We start from the raw sequence: 16,604 nt of genomic DNA, 5'->3' as shown, positions 1-16,604 counted from the left end.
TCCTCAAAGTAAATGTAATGATGATTAATCAGTAATAACTGTATGAACTAATTTAGGAGCCACTGCTGTTTCAGCGATAGAAATGTTTTCATAAATTTTAGCTTTTACATCTTCTACATTTTCGCGATTTGCATAAATCGTTACGAACGGCTCGCCTTCTTTTACTGCATCGCCCACTTTTTTACGTAACATTAATCCTACCGCTAAATCGATTTCATCTTCTTTTGTTGCACGACCAGCACCAAGTAACATAGCAGCGATACCGATTTCATCTGCAACAATGTTAGAAATAACACCTGAAGTTTTTGCAGGTACATCAATTACATACTTAGCTTGTGGCATTTTTTCTGGATTGTCTACAATCGAGCTGTCTCCGCCTTGGTTGCTTAAGAACTCTTTAAATTTCTCAGTTGCTTTTCCATTTTTCATAACTTCAATTAACATTTCACGAGCTTCTTCTAATGTACTTGCTTTTTTCGCAAGTACAACCATTTGGCTACCTAATACGAGTACTAATTCTGTTAAATCTTCTGGACCTTCACCTTTTAAAGTATCAATCGCTTCTTTCACTTCTAGAGCGTTACCAATCGCAAAGCCAAGAGGTTGTGACATATCTGAAATAACAGCCATCGTTTGACGTCCTACGTTATTTCCGATACGTACCATTGCATGTGCTAATTCTTTTGCATCTTCTTCTGTTTTCATAAATGCGCCAGCACCTGTTTTTACATCAAGTACGATCGCATCAGCACCAGCTGCTATTTTTTTACTCATAATTGAACTTGCGATTAAAGGAATCGAGTTTACTGTTCCTGTTACATCACGAAGTGCATAGATTTTTTTATCTGCAGGTGTTAAGTTTCCTGTTTGTCCAATAACAGCAACTTTGTCACGGTTTACAATATCAATGAACTGCTCTTTCGTAATTTCAACGTGGAATCCTTCTACCGCTTCTAATTTATCAATTGTTCCGCCCGTATGTCCTAAACCACGACCAGACATTTTTGCTACCGGTACATCTAAAGCAGCTACTAATGGTCCTAATACTAATGTTGTTGTATCACCAACACCGCCAGTTGAATGTTTGTCTACTTTAATTCCTTCAATTGCTGATAAGTCGATTGTTTCTCCAGACTCCACCATTGCCATCGTTAAATCTGCACGTTCACGATCTGTCATATCTTTAAAGAAGATTGCCATTGCAAGTGCACTCACTTGATAATCAGGAATACTTCCGTCTGTATATCCATTAATAAAGAATTTGATTTCTTCAGTCGTTAATTCTTTGCCATCACGTTTTTTTGCAATAATATCTACCATTCTCATTACAATCACCATTCCTTTTTATATGATATGAATCTATTAAAATAATAAGCCAACGATTGTTGCTGATAAGAAACTTACTAATGTTGCACCGAAAAGTAATTTCAAACCAAATCTTGCGACTACATTCCCTTGCTTTTCATTTAAGCTCTTAACTGCCCCTGCAATAATTCCAATTGAAGAGAAGTTTGCAAATGAAACTAAGAATACAGATATAATCGCTGTCGTTCTATCTGAGAAATTAAAGTTGCCTTGTGCTAAATCTGTCATAGCGACAAATTCATTTGATACTAATTTTGTTGCCATAATATTTCCGGCATTAACTGCTTCATGCCAAGGTACACCCATAATAAATGCAAATGGTGCAAATACATAACCAAGAATTTCTTGGAATGAAATACCGATTACACCTTTAAATACTGCATTAATGAATGCGATAAGTGCAACGAAACCGACTAACATAGCTGCTACTGTAATCGCAACTTTAAATCCGTCTATAATATATTCTCCTAATACTTCAAAGAAAGTCTTTTTCTCTTCTTCTTGTACTTCTAACATATCTTCTTCTTCAGTAACTTCATACGGATTAATGATAGAAGCGATAATAAAACCACCGAATAAGTTAAGCACTAAAGCGGTTACAACATATTGTGGTTTTAATAACACCATATACGATCCAACGATAGACATTGAAACGGTAGACATTGCAGATGCACATAATGTATACATTCTTTTCTCTGGCAATAAGCCTAATTGTTTCTTAACTGAAATAAACACTTCAGATTGTCCTAAAATTGCAGAAGCAACAGCGTTATATGATTCTAATTTCCCCATTCCATTTACTTTACTTAATGCTAGACCGATAGATTTCACAATAATAGGTAATACTTTAATATGTTGCAAAATACCTATTAAAGCTGATATAAATACGATCGGCATTAATACACTTAAAAAGAACGAAAACTCTTTTTGATTTACTAATCCACCAAATACAAAATTCACACCGTCAGCGGCATATTTTAATAGCTCTCCAAAACCATCTGCTATTCCGCTAATTAATACATTCCCTACACTTGTATTTAATAATAAAAACCCCAAAATGAATTGTAATATAACCATCGTTATGATTGGGCGATATTTGACTTTCTTTCTATTATTACTAGCAAGCCAAGCGATACCTAAAATCAATACGAGGCCAAAAATACCAATTAAGTATTTCATAAGCCGTCTCCTCCCATTCGTATCCGCTTACATTCTTTTCAATTGTTAGAGCAATAGATACACTTTATTTTGTGTATCTATTGCTTTTGACTTCATTAATGATTAGTAGTTATCTGTAGCACCTTTTGCATCATTTAATACGATTGCAACACTAGCACTTGCTCCAACGCGAGAAGCTCCAGCAGCTACCATTTTGTCTGCATCTTCACGTGTACGAACGCCACCAGATGCTTTTACACCAACGTTTGGTCCTACTGTTTTACGCATTAATGCGATATCTTCAGCAGTTGCTCCGCCAGTTGAGAATCCAGTTGAAGTTTTTACGAAGTCAGCACCAGCTTTTACTGATAATTCACAAGCGCGTACTTTCTCTTCATCTGTTAATAGGCAAGTTTCAATGATTACTTTTACAAGAGCTTTTCCTTTTGCTGCTTGTACTACTTCATAAATATCTTTTTCAACGAACTCATTGTCACCGTCTTTTAAAGCGCCTACGTTGATTACCATGTCAACTTCAGTTGCACCTTTTGCGATAGCATCTTTTGTTTCGAAAGCTTTTGTTTCAGTCGTGCTTGCTCCTAATGGGAAACCGATTACAGTACAAACATCTACACCATGTCCAGCTAATTCTTCAGCAGCTAGCTTTACCCATGTAGGATTAATACAAACAGAAGCGAATTTATATTCCTTTGCTTCTTCGATTACTTTCATAACATCTTCTTTTGTAGTATTAGCTTTTAAAATTGTATGGTCAATTAACTTTGCAATATTCATTATCTTCACTCCTCATATCTTTTAACAACTTCATTCTAACTCTTAGTTGAACAAATGTAAATATACTTTTGAAATTTTGTTCATTCTTTTTTAGAAGGAATCTCTTGTAGTAAATAAAGCGCATTCTAACTAAGAAACACTTCATATATAAAATGAAAACTTTTATATTAACAATGGTAGTATGTATCTCAATATCCATAATTATTTTTAAAAAGGCAATTTGTATTCAAAAACACTCCCATAATTCATACATAGTAAAATAAAAGGCTTTCTCAAAATTAAAATCTTGAGAAAGCCTTTTATTTCTAATCTTTTTGATAATGTAACAATTCCTTCGCTGTATGCTGATCTATAATTAATACATTTGCATACCCGCCACGTAACGCACCATCAATTGCTTTTATTTTTCTATTACCACCAGCAACTAAAATAGAGCGTTTCTTTAATTTCAGTTCTTCTAGCTCAATTCCAATGGTCCGCTGATTAATTTCTTCACTACTAATATTTCCGTCCCCATCAAAGAATCGTGAACAAATGTCACCGACCGATTGTTTTTTGAGTAAACTCGTTTCATCCTTATCGAAATAACCTAATCGGAATAATAGTGCTTCGTCTCTCACTGTTCCTACAGTGAAAATAGCAATATTCGCTTGTTTTCCCATTTCGATAATGTGATGAATATGTCGATCCTGCTCTACTAATTCTTTTGTCACTGCATTATCAAATATAACTGGAAGGGGTAGATTTCTTGGCGTCGTTTGAAAAGCATCTGCAAATAAAGCAATAGTCTCATTCGCATATGTATTTACACTTGAATGACTAATACCACCTTTTAACTGAACAACTTCTACACCTTTTACATGTTGTGGTACAATTTTTCTAGCGATTTCATACATCGTCATTCCCCAGCTTACACCAACGATATCACCATTTTTAACCGTCTTTCCCATATACTCAGCTGCATATTTACTAATATACTCTGTAATCGTTGCATATTCTGGCACTGGAGAAAATACGACATGTGCCTCTAACAAGTTGTACTTTTCTTTTAGTAAATTCCCAACGTTATCTAAATCAGCAAATGGATCGGCTATACTAATTTGAACAAATCCTTTTTCTTTCGCGTACTTTAATAGTCTAGAGATAGTCGGCCTTGAAATATTTAATTTGTTAGCAATTTCTTGCTGACTATAATCTGACTGATAATATAACCTTGCAACTTCAACGCTTAATTGTTGTTTATCTTTATCCATAGCAACTCGTTACATATCCTTTCCTGTATTTCCTTTTCGTTACAAGCATTATACAGCTTTATGCAAGAAATTTCGACTACCGAATTTTATCCGCCTATACTGCTACTTCACTTAATGTATGCAATGACACTTTAATCAATGGTTTTTTGTCCATCCCCCTACCGATTATCAGCCCGACCCTCATAATGTAAGATTTTTTCTTATAAAGCAAACCGGTCAGGTTATTGAGGAACTTATTTTTTAAGTTCAAATTAGATACGTGTGTAAAATTTGTATGAAGGTATGAAATCAATTGTAAAATGGTAGTTTTAGAATAAGTAAATAAGAGAAATAACCACTATTGATTATTTCTCTTATTTACTTATTTATTTTTGGAAAAACAACCTCACTCCAAATACTAATAATACTGCGCCCGTAATACCCTCTATTGTACGGTTCACTCTTTCTTTTCTTAGAAAAGTTCTTAATTGACGTATGAGTGAGATATAAAGTAAATACCATATTGCTGTCAAAGTCGTAAATGTGACTCCTAATAAAAGAAATTGAAGGAAATGATTTTGATTACTCACAATAAATTGGGGTAAAAAACTAAGGAAAAACACAGCAGTTTTTGGGTTTAAAATTGCCGTAGTAAATCCTTGTCTAAAGCTTTTAATTGCTCCAATATCCTTAGAGTCCATTTCTACTGAACCTGACATAGCTTCTTTTTTATATAAGGCACTTTTAATTGACTTTACAGCTAAGTAAATTAAATAAAAAGCCCCAGCATATTTTATAAATGTAAATAACATAGCAAATTTCATTAGGATGGCAGAGAGTCCTAGCGTGGCCATTATTGTATGAATCATCATTCCAGATATCGTTCCTAAAACAGTCTTTATCCCACCATTTTTACCATGCGAGATAGTGTTTTTTGTAACTAGTGCAAAACCAGGACCAGGCATTATTATGATTAACAGTGCTGTAAGGATAAATAACAAATAATTTTCCATGTTCTAGTATTTCCTTTCCAATTTTTAGTTTTGCTTACAGTATAACTTTTTTCATTAAAACATTACATATAAAAAGCTTGATCAGAAGTTTATCTAGTATATTAGTATCGATTTGATTAAACATTACCCTAAAACTATATGAATAAAAAACATGACAAATTTAAATATCAAATTACAAGTCCAACTCTCACAAAAAACAGGATAAAAAATAAACAGCGGAACTAGTCCACTGTTTACTTCGCCACACCTACATGTAATTTTTCTGTATAATCTTTTACGTCTTTCCAGCTATCTTTTGCTGTATATAAGTCTTCTTTTATGAAGGTAAATTCTTCAGGGCTGATTTCTTTAACATTTTGCAGTAAATTATTATATTTTGCCCCTACTGTATACCATTGATTTGATATATTTTGCAGTGCTGTAATTGCTGCATCAATTGTTTCAGTCATGTTTGTTGTTTTATTTTTTACATCTGTCAAAATTGCGACTTCTGCTTGTGCGCCAGAAATTCTATCCTTTAAATTGGCTATTTCTCTTTCTGCATTTGCGATATCTTTTTTCGCAATCGCAATCATCGGTCCACCTGCAAGACATGTAATTAGTGCTACGCAAAGTACGCCACCAGCAATGACCATATCATTACTCTTTTTGATTGAATCGTTATATGTATTGATTTGTTGCTCTAGAGCTGGGATACCAGCATTCGTACTTGCTAATATCGCTGTTAATTGATTTGTATCCTCTTTAAAACTATTTGTGTCTTTCGCCATTCTATCGCGAAAAGCTTTCAAATCCCTTAATAATACATCTACCTCATTTTGATTCTTTACAATATCCGCATACAACTTTTCTAAATCCGCTTTTAACTTTACGCTATCCTTTTGATCAATCGCTATTAGCATGCTATTATAATACGCTTGAAAAGTATTATTGTAATTAATAACATTTTGATCTGTTTTCATAATTTGAGGCTTCATATAATTTAACCAATACGCCGCGTTAATTTTTGCATCTCTTTGGTGCTGAATCATATTTCCTTTAAACTCACTATTAATGGAACTTATTTTACTCAAATCAGTCTCTTGCTGATTTTGAATTAATTTTGCATATGAATCCATTGCAAATATGCTCGATGTCGTTTGCGCCATAACATCTTGGAATCCAGCTGGTCCGAGAGAATAGTTTTTCGCATTTTCTTGTAGCACCTTTGCATTTGGTTCTGCTGCAAAAGGATGTAAAGGGAATGCGTTACTCGTTGCCACCCCAGCAATCATTAACGTTAAAAGACATTTTTTATAAAATCTTTTCTGCATTTTTTTCACCTATTTTCTTTATAAGGGGATAAAAAGCTCCTGCTCACAACTGAACAGGAGCTTCAAACCCTTCATCAATACGTAACGCTCTAACGCTTCGTATTTGATTAAGATTTTTTCGTATCTACTACTTTAATATCTTCAGCATAAATCTTTTCTGCATAGTCTTTAATGTTTTTCCAGCTATCTTTCGCAATGTTTAAATCTTCTTTAATGAAAACAAGGTCATTCGGACTAATTGAATCTACATTTTGAAGTAAAGAATTGTATTTTGATCCCATTGTGTACCATTGGTTTGAAATGTTTTGCAACGCTGTAATTGCAGTATCAATTGTATTTGTTAAATACTCCGTTTGTGTTTTAATGTTCGTTAACCCAGCTACTTCTAATTGAGCAGTTGTAACTTGTCCTGTTATTTTTTGAATTTCAGCTTGTGCATTATCAAGCTCTTTCTTCGCTAATACGATTCCAGCTGTACCACCACCTACAGCTGCTGCACCACCTGCAATTAATGCGACTCCTAGCGGCGTTCCTGCACCTGTAGCAATAACTACTGCACCACCGATAATTGCAATTGGGCCTAGTGCTGTTGCAACAGATGAACCGATAATAATTGCATTATATTTACTAATTGCTTCATTGTACGTTGTAATTTGATTTTGCAGAAGCGGAATTCCAGCATCTTGACTAGCTAAAATAGATGTAATTTGATTTGCATCACCTTTGAAGTTTTGCGTATCGGACGTCATTTTGTTTCGGAATTTTTTTAAGTCTTCTACTAACTGATCTACTTGCGCTTTATTTTCATTAATACTACTTGATAATCTAGTTAACCCTTTCGTAAGAGTCGCTTTATCCTTCGCATCTACCGCAGCGACTAAAGTATCATAATAGTTTTGGAATTTCGTATTGTAGTTAATGATATTTTGATTCGTTGAAATAAGCTGTGGCTTTAATACATCTAACCATTGCTTCGCATTTCCTCTAGCTGTATCTTGGTGCTGAATTACTTTCCCTTTTAAAGCCGCATCAACAGACGATACATTACCAAAGTTAACATTCCCTTGTTTAATAATTGTTAAAGCGTACAGATCCATTACTAAAGCGTTTGAACCCGTTCTTTCCATTGCATCTTTTAAGCCTTCTGGTCCTAATGAATATTCTTCATAGTCATTATAAGCTTTTGCTACCGCATGAATTGGAGCTTGTTTCACTGTACTTTCAGCTGCATACGTATGCGCCGGCATAATGTTCCCTGCTGCAAATACTGCCATAAGTGCTGATAGAGCCATTACTTTATAAGGTTTTTTTGTCATTTTTCTTCTCTCCCTATATCGCTAATTATTTTTCTGCTTAATGTACTTCAACGTTTGTAACGTAATCTTCAAATTGATTCGTTTGTTTATTCATTTCATCACTTACTTTTTTAATTTGGTTGAAATGTTTTTGAAGTAAACTACTGTCTGTATATGTGCCTTCTTCAACATTCTTTTGAATTTGGATCATATTATTGTTTAAAACTTTCCAATCCGTTAATAACGTTTCTAGAGTTGTAATTTGACGATCGATTAGTTCTGTAAAGCTACTTACTTGATCTTCAACGAATGTAATTTGTGTTGCCTCTGCTTCAGTTTGTGATAACTTTTGAATAAGTGGTAATAGCTCTTTTTGCTTTTGCTGAATGCGAAGAGCCGCTTCTCTCGTTTGGCTATCTGCAGCATTTACAATTTCATTACTTAAAGTACCGATAGAAACGAAATCAATTGTTTTCGTTTGCGCAGTTTGATTTGTAATTGTAAATACTTGTTTACCGATATTAATAGAACCTTTAATAATTTCTTGAGGTCTATTCAAAATAGTCGTTAATTCCGCTTGAATTTCCCCTTGAATTCTTTTAATATCTTCTCTTAACTTCACAATATCTCCACTTGATCCTTGTAGTGTTTTTATTGCTTCATCAGCTTTAAGTGATAAGTTGCTACTATCTTTGTCTAATACCGTTTTAAATCGATTTAATTCTAATAAGTCTTGCTCCATACTCTCTTGGATGCTTTGTACTTGCAATTGTAATTTTCCATATGCATTTGTAAAATCTGCTTTTGCTTGTTCATCTTCATTTACGTTTCCTGCTAGTTCATAGAGCTTACTATAATAACTATTAAATCTAGTACTATATCTCATCATCTCTTGATTTAAGTCGATTAGCTTCGGATTATATTCATCAATCCACTCTCGTACATTTGCCTTTGCAAACTTTTGATGATTTGTTAAGCTACTCATAGCATTTACCTTAATGTCTGGCTGTTGTAAAATAACTAATCCGTATGCTTGTATAAGTGGTGACTGTGATCCTAACATCCTAATTGAATTGGATAATGTATTTGGAGCAATTACATTTTGTGCATATACTGTTTTCACTTCTGTTTGCCCCTCCTTAGCGTAAGCGCTTACAGGAATAAAACAACTCGTAGATACTGCTGTAACCAATAACCCTGTAATTAAAGTCTTTTTCACTTTAACTCCTCCTATGTATTAGCAACTATTACTATCGCATTTTATTATTCTATTTTCTTGCACGTAATTTGAGATGGTTAAAATAGAGAACGTTCTTACCGTGATTCATATACGAACCATCTCTCCCAACTTTTATTGCTACAGTACTCACTTATCGTTCTAAAACATTTCATATGTGATTAGTATGAATAACATTGTATAAAATTTCTATTTCATAGCCATTTCCACATTCACACAGTGAATATATTACATAAAAATATTATTCATTTTAAGCTAAATAACGTACGCAAATATGAAATTTCGTTTTGTTTTCATGTAAGTTTTGTACTGTAAGGTCATTTAAACACAGCTATTTATCTATCGTAAAGAAGTATTTTCATTCCCTTTATTTTCAAGCTTTCCTGTCCTTATTTCAAAATATAATCCACTTCACTTTTTCAATTGAAATATCCATATATCACAACAAAAACTCCTACTCACTTATAGATATAAAAATTATATCAATATATCTTTTAGGTTCATATGCAATTATGCATAGCGTATACACAAAAAGGATAGCTTCACTTTCGTAAAGCTATCCTTAAAAAATCTTCTTACTTTTTCAAATGATATGGAACTGTTGTAATAACAACATTTCTTTTATAGAGTAAATACGCACGAATGAGTAAACTAGACTGATTATGAAGAATGTTATGCCAACCTTTTTTCGGAATGAACTGTGGTATAACGACAGTAACTCGGTAATTTGATTCACTCGCTTTATATTGCACTGTATCAATAAACTTTGTTAGCGGTTGAATAATACTTCTATAGTGAGAATGTAAGGTAACAAGTCTTACTTCAGGTTGCCACTTCTTCCATTTCTCTTCAAATTTCTTTTCCTCCTCTCTGTCAAAAGCAACATATACAGCGATAACTTGATCTGCAGAAAGAGCCTTCGCATAGTTCAATGAATTTTCCACCACATGAGTCATGCCCGCTACAGGAACGACAATTACATTTCCCTCAATTGGAACAAGTGGTTCACAAGTTTTTAAACTCAATTGATCGCCCACTGCATCGTAATGCTTCTTAATTCTATGGAACAAGAAGATGATGGCAGGTAAGAAAATAATGATTGACCAAACTTGTGCAAATTTAGTTAAAAAGAACATGCTCATTACGATAAAACTAATAACTGCACCAATTAAATTAACCGTTAATCTCAAAGCCCATCCTTCAGGTTTTTCACGAAGCCATTTTAATACCATACCCGTTTGAGAAAGTGTAAATGGAATAAATACACCTACTGCATATAACGGGATTAAATGTTCTGTTTGCCCTTGGAAAGCTACAATTAAAATAATCGAAGCTATCCCAAGTATAATAATACCGTTTGAGTAACCTAGGCGGTCTCCTCTAATCGTAAACATTCTCGGTATAAATTTGTCTTTTGCAAGGTTAACTGCTAATAGTGGAAATGCAGAATAACCTGTATTAGCAGCAAGAATTAATATTAAAGCAGTTGTACCTTGTATGAAATAGTACATGAAATTACGTCCAAAAGTTTGTTCAGCAATTTGTGAAACAACTGTTACTTCCTTACTTGGATTAATTCCGTAATAATAAGCTAAAAAGACAATTCCTGAAAATAAAACGGCAAGTAATGCACCCATTGCAAGCAATGTTTTCGCTGCATTGTTAGGTGCAGGATCCTTAAAGTTTGGAATTGCGTTAGAGATTGCCTCAACACCTGTTAAAGCCGAACTACCCGATGCAAATGCTCGTAGCAGTAAGAACAAACTAATTCCCGCAACCGGCGTTCCAATCGGCGTGTGTAAAGTCGGTGAAACGTGACCAGTTAAAATATTGTATATCCCTACCCCAATTAATATAAATAGTGCTAGAACGAATAAATAAACCGGATATGCTAAAACGGAAGCTGATTCCGTTACCCCTCTTAAATTTAAAATAGTAATCAATATAACAAATATAATCGCAATGATTACATTATGTGCATGTAAACTTGGAAAAGCTGATGTGAGCGCATCTGTACCTGCGGACACACTTACTGCAACAGTTAAAATATAATCGACTAATAAAGATCCTCCAGCTATTAACCCTGGATTCATCCCTAAATTTTCTTTTGATACAACATACGCGCCTCCGCCATGAGGATAAGCAAAAATAATTTGACGATAAGATAAAATAAGGGCTGTCAATAACACTAATACCCCAACAGCGATTGGAATTGAATACCAATAAGCAATCGCTCCAAGACCTGCTAAAGCAATTAAAATTTGCTCTGGTCCGTATGCAACCGATGACAATGCGTCAGAAGATAAAATGGCTAACGCCTTCGTTTTATTAAGCTTTTGCTCTCCTAACTCAGTTGATTTTAACGGTCTTCCAATTAAAAACCTTTTAATAGATGAAACCAATGCTGTCCACTCTCCAATAATTTTGTACGAACGATTCTGCTAGTTACAGCGGATAAACAATTTCTTCAGAAAACAAAAATGTCTACAAGCCATAACGAAATAGACTTGTAGACATTATATTTTTTGTCGCACAAGCTCCACCTTCCTTCTCAATATAACGCTTACGAGGTTAGCTGTCGGATTCGGGCCTATGAGTAGCCCTACCTTTTTCAAGGATTCACCCCATTGGATTAAGTACTAATCCATAAGAACGGGTCCCCCGCACCATGCGGTTTCAGCGATTTAGAAAATTGAAACTGTGGATTATAATACTCCTTTATTTTCAAAATGTAAACAAAAATTTTGAAAAAGAAAAAAATAAAATGATTGCGCATAATCCGCTGGTAAATATACATAATGAATACTAAAAAACGATAAAGGAGACCCATATGTCTAAAGAAAAGAAGCCTATTTTTTCCGATTCCTATTTAGATGCATTAGCAAATGAAATTAATCAATTATACGGTAAACGTGAACAGGAAATAAATTTGACAGATAGAACGAAAAGAAATAAATAAGTTGTCATAAAAAAAGAAAGCAATACACTTATATATTGCTTTCTTTTTTATTTTTTCATACATCCAATTCTATTGCTGATTTGTTAAAGATCATTTCTTCATACACTTTTAAATTTTGATATACCGCACCCAATAATGGTGCTTCCATAGAAAACTGTTCTGCTACATCTAGTAAGTATCCTTGTATGTGCTTCCCTTCAATGGACGAACCTTTTTCCATATCACGCTGCATCGATGACTTCATATCATACGAAATTTTATCAATTGTTTTCATATGTTCCTGGGCAATATCTTCCTTAATTGGTGCCCCTATATATCTCATGATTTGCACACATTCTTCAAATAAGTTTTGAATAAAATCACGTCCACCTTCGCTTTCACGAATCGGTCCTATTGGTGCACGCATTAATGTTGTCACACCTGACATTACAGTAATAAATAAATATTTATGCCACATATCTTGCGTAATATTTTCACTTAAAACAAAACTAGATTTCGTACCTGCAAATGCTTTAGCAATATGCTGTATTCTCTCTGAATCTTGAAACTTCATTTCTCCAAACAGAAGTCTGTTGGCAGCGCTAGTTTGTACAATTTCTCCTTGATCGTTTAACGTCGTCTCGATAAAACATAGACCGCCAATCACTTTCTCTTCACCAAATTCTTTTTGTAATAGTGATACATGAGCAATACCATTTAACAATGGAATGATGACAGTATTTTCACCTACAAACGGCTTCAAATCTTGAATCGCCTCGTTTAAGTGATACGCTTTTGTTGAAAATAAAATGACATCAAATGGAGAAGTTCGATCTTCTTTCGTTATTAATTTCGGTTGGAAGGAAAAATCCCCATTCACACTACGAATAACAAGTCCCTTTTCCTCTAATTGCTGTTTTCTTTTACTACGAACAAGAAACGTAACATCTTCCCCTTTTTCGACTAATCGGCCACCAAAAAATCCTCCGACGCCACCAGCTCCTAATACTAAAATACGCATACAACATCCCCCTTTTCAAAATACAATTTTATAACATGTAGTATACATAACATTATACATGTCCTCTACTAAATAAGCTGAATTTTCATTCTTAATCAAGTATAAAACAGTGGTTATTTTCAAATAAATTTGGGCATGTTGTTTTTATAGCATATATGAAAGGAAACAATGTAAATGGAGGCAATACAGACAATCGAGGAAAAAGATGTAGCAACAGCTATATTTCAATTTATATTCCCGTTTTCTTTTAAAACCGGATATGAACAAAATATGTTCCCTTTCTTACAGAAAAATGATTTTCGCCCTTTTCGACTCGATCATCTTGAAAATGAAAATACATACTACGGAAAGTTTCAAGTTTCACATCAAAATATGGAAGCATACTATCTTTCATTTACAAATAAAATTCTATTTCCTCACTCAGAGCACCAAAAAGGATTGCAGCGCTATTCTAAAGACCTTAACTTAACTGGACATTTAACAACAAATTTGATTTCCGTTCCATTCAAAATTCATTCTATTGACGTAACACTTTGTCCTTATGAGCTTGGCTTCTTAACAATTCGGACAGAAGTAGAAACCGCTCCAAACATGACATTGTCAGAAGCAATCGAATTTGCCGCCCGCTTCCGTGTCCTTGAAACTAAAAATGATACAACTGAAACTATCTGTATTGAATGTAACGGAAAACAATATTCACAAGTAGAGAAGCTCATATTCGGCGATTTATTTCATGGCTTAACAGACTTCTTTGAGAAAAAGAGATTGCGGAGTTCTTACTTTCAAACATTCCCCTTCTTTGAAGATCAACGAATGTATGTACAAACTTTATTATCCATAAACAAAAAGTCAGACCTTCATGTAATCGATGTATACCGAGCTTCCAGTCTTTCCGGATTAACAGACAATGGCAAGCCCTATATTAGCGCAAATAATGTTCCTTATATTCAAGATTATTTAACAAAACATTCTTATCAAAGATGGGCTCCTAATCGCTACTTTATTATGGAAGAACATATTTTCACATGTATAACAAACGAGGATGAACACGAATTCGCTAAACTTGCTAGTCAAATGTACGGAGAGTTTTATTACGCTTTGTTATTAAATCTATTTCATAAAGTTGTTTTATTAAAGATGGCAAACGCTTATGCTGAACTAAACATTGATCAAGATACAAATGAAATAGAGAAATTAATTTATTCAATCAATTCATTTACAGCGAATTACTTTTCTTTAGAGTTAGTATCCCAATCACAGAGTGAAGATATTTTTTTCCGCTTAAGAAAACTATTTAATATTGAAGTACTTTACTCGAATGCAAAACAAAATCTCGATAGTTTGTTTAAATATCAAGAAAATGTCGCTTCTAAAAAAGATAGCCTTTTACTATTAATTTTAACGCTCTACTCTGTAGTAGGCCAAATGTTAGGGTTTACTATGATTGATCTTTTAAGAAACACCGATTCAAACAAAATCTCGTCGCCACTTGAATTTTTCGCACTTTTAATAGCAATCAGCGGCATAGTCATTTCATTTATTTTAGGCGCGCAAAGTTTATACCAATGGAGTCTACAACATAAACGAAGAAAATCATGGGTAAAACAAACTGTACTTTCTGCTGTGAAAGAGAAAGATGATAAGAAGTAAAGAAGGTTATTTTCAAATTACAAATACGTGGTACGCTTCAGTAAATGAAATTTTTATTAGCGATTTTTAAATTCTATCGACTTACCGACAAAAACTGACAAAAAAAGTACCGCATAGTAAAAAAAGTACTCCAAAATAAAATTTGGAGTACTTTTTTATTACACTAATTTATCTTACTTTCCTGCTTCGATTTTCTCTAATGCAGCAGCTACTTGCTCTTCAGTTAATTCGTGTTGCACGATATAACGATTACGTGGGTGTACACGACATTCATGAGAACATGCACGTAAATGTTTTGCTTCGTTTTCTTCAGAACATAAAATTTTCTTATTACATTCTGGATTTGCACAGTTTACATAGCGCTCACAAGGTTCACCTGTAAAGTGGTCTTTACCAACGATAACATGCTCTTTTTGGTTTACTGGTACAGAGATACGCTCATCGAACACGTAACATTGTCCATCCCAAAGCTCACCTTGTACTTCTGGGTCTTTGCCGTACGTTACAATACCGCCGTGAAGCTGACCTACATCTTCGTAACCTTCACGAACTAACCAACCAGAAAACTTCTCACAACGAATTCCGCCTGTACAGTATGTTAAAATCTTTTTACCTTCAAGTGTTTCTTTGTTTTCTCTAATCCAATCTGGTAATTCACGGAATGATTCGATATCTGGTTTAATTGCACCCTTGAAGTGTCCTAAATCAAACTCATAATCATTTCGTGCATCAATAATAACTGTATCTTCTTGTTTCATTGCTTCATAAAAATCTTTTGGCTCTAAATACTTTCCAGTTATTTCGTGTGGGTTAATGTCATCTTCTAGACGAAGTGTCACTAACTCTGGACGAGGACGTACGTGCATTTTCTTGAATGCGTGCCCTTCTTCTTCATCTATTTTAAATACGATACCGTCAAAGCGTGGATCGTTGTTCATTGCTTCCATGTATTTCTCTGTTTGTTCTACAGTTCCAGAACAAGTTCCGTTAATTCCTTCTTTAGCTACAAGGATTCTTCCTTTTAATTCAAGTGAATTACAAAATGCTAAATGCTCTGCAGCGAATTCTTCAGGGTTTTCAATTGTTGTATACATGTAATATAGTAATACTCTGTATGGTTTTGTAGTTGCCAATGTATTTCTACCACCTATCTAATTTTTAAAATCATGTATAAGTTAACGTTCATATCAAAACATATATAATAAGAAAATGTATCCAAAGTTTTATGCATCCCATTTTCTTCTCTTTATACTATTTTCTATAAGTTAACAAAAATAAAAAACAAGATTACACATCAAAACACTATGGTTAAGTTGTAATCCCAATATATTATATATCATACAAATGCAATTCCATCAATTAATATGCTGTATTATAGGCTTTATGTTCACATAAATTTCAAAAATAGCCCTTTAATTCATTATGTTTCCCCACGTCATCACACCATAAACTCCCAATTTTTTATAACACGACACCATCTATTGCAGCAAGGCATATAATTTGCACTAAGGAAACATTTGTGTTCAAATAAAAATATCATCTAATACATCTAAATGTATTGAAATAAACAATAAGAATACTTACAAT

13 protein-coding genes and 1 riboswitch are annotated in these 16,604 nt (G+C 33.8%); of the genes, 2 read left to right on the top strand and 11 right to left on the bottom strand.

The features are described from left to right. Positions 1-24: 24 nt before the first annotated feature. The 9 genes from ILS93_RS17525 to ILS93_RS17485 all read right to left on the bottom strand — a co-directional run bounded on the left by ILS93_RS17525 (position 25) and on the right by ILS93_RS17485 (position 11,810). Positions 25-1,326 carry a pyrimidine-nucleoside phosphorylase gene (locus tag ILS93_RS17525; RefSeq protein WP_064476404.1) on the bottom strand — a complete coding sequence of 434 codons (1,302 nt, stop codon included), beginning with the start codon at positions 1,324-1,326 and terminating at the stop codon, positions 25-27. Between the two features lie 36 nt (positions 1,327-1,362). Further along, on the bottom strand, positions 1,363-2,544 hold the full coding sequence (locus tag ILS93_RS17520; RefSeq protein WP_064476405.1) for a NupC/NupG family nucleoside CNT transporter: 1,182 nt from the start codon (positions 2,542-2,544) through the stop codon (positions 1,363-1,365). A gap of 102 nt (positions 2,545-2,646) precedes the next feature. Beyond that, on the bottom strand, positions 2,647-3,318 hold the full coding sequence (deoC, locus tag ILS93_RS17515) for a deoxyribose-phosphate aldolase (protein ID WP_064476406.1): 672 nt from the start codon (positions 3,316-3,318) through the stop codon (positions 2,647-2,649). Positions 3,319-3,623: 305 nt separating this feature from the next. Then, positions 3,624-4,571: a DNA-binding transcriptional repressor DeoR gene (locus ILS93_RS17510; RefSeq protein ID WP_064476407.1), complete on the bottom strand. Its 948-nt coding sequence runs from the start codon at positions 4,569-4,571 to the stop codon at positions 3,624-3,626. Positions 4,572-4,936: 365 nt separating this feature from the next. After that, positions 4,937-5,563, bottom strand: a complete 627-nt coding sequence (locus ILS93_RS17505) for a LysE family translocator (protein WP_064476408.1) — start codon at positions 5,561-5,563, stop codon at positions 4,937-4,939. Between the two features lie 233 nt (positions 5,564-5,796). Further along, the gene (gene nheC / locus ILS93_RS17500) at positions 5,797-6,876 is read right to left on the bottom strand and encodes a non-hemolytic enterotoxin NHE subunit C (protein ID WP_222660994.1); all 1,080 of its coding nucleotides are present in this window, start codon (positions 6,874-6,876) and stop codon (positions 5,797-5,799) included. 107 nt (positions 6,877-6,983) lie between these two features. Beyond that, complete coding sequence (gene nheB / locus ILS93_RS17495; protein ID WP_064476410.1) at positions 6,984-8,192, bottom strand: non-hemolytic enterotoxin NHE subunit B; 1,209 nt, start codon at positions 8,190-8,192, stop codon at positions 6,984-6,986. Positions 8,193-8,229: 37 nt separating this feature from the next. After that, on the bottom strand, positions 8,230-9,390 hold the full coding sequence (gene nheA / locus ILS93_RS17490; RefSeq protein ID WP_046959101.1) for a non-hemolytic enterotoxin NHE subunit A: 1,161 nt from the start codon (positions 9,388-9,390) through the stop codon (positions 8,230-8,232). A 593-nt stretch (positions 9,391-9,983) separates the two neighbouring features. Next, positions 9,984-11,810, bottom strand: a complete 1,827-nt coding sequence (locus tag ILS93_RS17485; protein WP_222660992.1) for an APC family permease — start codon at positions 11,808-11,810, stop codon at positions 9,984-9,986. 143 nt (positions 11,811-11,953) lie between these two features. Next, a riboswitch (cyclic di-AMP (ydaO/yuaA leader) is annotated at positions 11,954-12,100 on the bottom strand. A 138-nt stretch (positions 12,101-12,238) separates the two neighbouring features. On the opposite strand from ILS93_RS17485, the gene ILS93_RS28725 reads away from it, so the two are divergent. Beyond that, on the top strand, positions 12,239-12,367 hold the full coding sequence (locus tag ILS93_RS28725) for a hypothetical protein (protein ID WP_000031869.1): 129 nt from the start codon (positions 12,239-12,241) through the stop codon (positions 12,365-12,367). A 55-nt stretch (positions 12,368-12,422) separates the two neighbouring features. Here the strand turns inward: ILS93_RS28725 and panE are convergent, their stop codons facing one another. Next, positions 12,423-13,367: a 2-dehydropantoate 2-reductase gene (gene panE / locus ILS93_RS17480; protein ID WP_078183608.1), complete on the bottom strand. Its 945-nt coding sequence runs from the start codon at positions 13,365-13,367 to the stop codon at positions 12,423-12,425. Between the two features lie 174 nt (positions 13,368-13,541). On the opposite strand from panE, the gene ILS93_RS17475 reads away from it, so the two are divergent. After that, a complete protein-coding gene (locus ILS93_RS17475; protein ID WP_064476412.1) occupies positions 13,542-15,017 on the top strand; it encodes a hypothetical protein in 1,476 nt (491 codons plus the stop codon). 173 nt (positions 15,018-15,190) lie between these two features. Here the strand turns inward: ILS93_RS17475 and trhO are convergent, their stop codons facing one another. Beyond that, the gene (trhO, locus tag ILS93_RS17470; protein WP_000246220.1) at positions 15,191-16,150 is read right to left on the bottom strand and encodes an oxygen-dependent tRNA uridine(34) hydroxylase TrhO; all 960 of its coding nucleotides are present in this window, start codon (positions 16,148-16,150) and stop codon (positions 15,191-15,193) included. Between the last annotated feature and the right edge of the window lie 454 nt (positions 16,151-16,604).

This window comes from Bacillus sp. 16GRE42 (genome assembly GCF_019837435.1).
Classification (GTDB): Bacteria; Bacillota; Bacilli; order Bacillales; family Bacillaceae_G; genus Bacillus_A; species Bacillus_A wiedmannii.
This window is presented reverse-complemented; position numbering and strand designations above follow the sequence as displayed.

Excerpts from the sequence above, each read along its gene's own strand:
- panE (WP_078183608.1), bottom strand. The coding sequence starts at position 13,367 with ATGCGTATTTTAGTATTAGGAGCTGGTGGCGTCGGAGGATTTTTTGGT.
- ILS93_RS28725 (WP_000031869.1), top strand. The coding sequence starts at position 12,239 with ATGTCTAAAGAAAAGAAGCCTATTTTTTCCGATTCCTATTTAGATGCA.
- ILS93_RS17505 (WP_064476408.1), bottom strand. The coding sequence starts at position 5,563 with ATGGAAAATTATTTGTTATTTATCCTTACAGCACTGTTAATCATAATA.
- nheC (WP_222660994.1), bottom strand. The coding sequence starts at position 6,876 with ATGCAGAAAAGATTTTATAAAAAATGTCTTTTAACGTTAATGATTGCT.
- deoC (WP_064476406.1), bottom strand. The coding sequence starts at position 3,318 with ATGAATATTGCAAAGTTAATTGACCATACAATTTTAAAAGCTAATACT.
- ILS93_RS17525 (WP_064476404.1), bottom strand. The coding sequence starts at position 1,326 with ATGAGAATGGTAGATATTATTGCAAAAAAACGTGATGGCAAAGAATTA.
- ILS93_RS17475 (WP_064476412.1), top strand. The coding sequence starts at position 13,542 with ATGGAGGCAATACAGACAATCGAGGAAAAAGATGTAGCAACAGCTATA.
- ILS93_RS17510 (WP_064476407.1), bottom strand. The coding sequence starts at position 4,571 with ATGGATAAAGATAAACAACAATTAAGCGTTGAAGTTGCAAGGTTATAT.
- ILS93_RS17520 (WP_064476405.1), bottom strand. The coding sequence starts at position 2,544 with ATGAAATACTTAATTGGTATTTTTGGCCTCGTATTGATTTTAGGTATC.
- nheB (WP_064476410.1), bottom strand. The coding sequence starts at position 8,192 with ATGACAAAAAAACCTTATAAAGTAATGGCTCTATCAGCACTTATGGCA.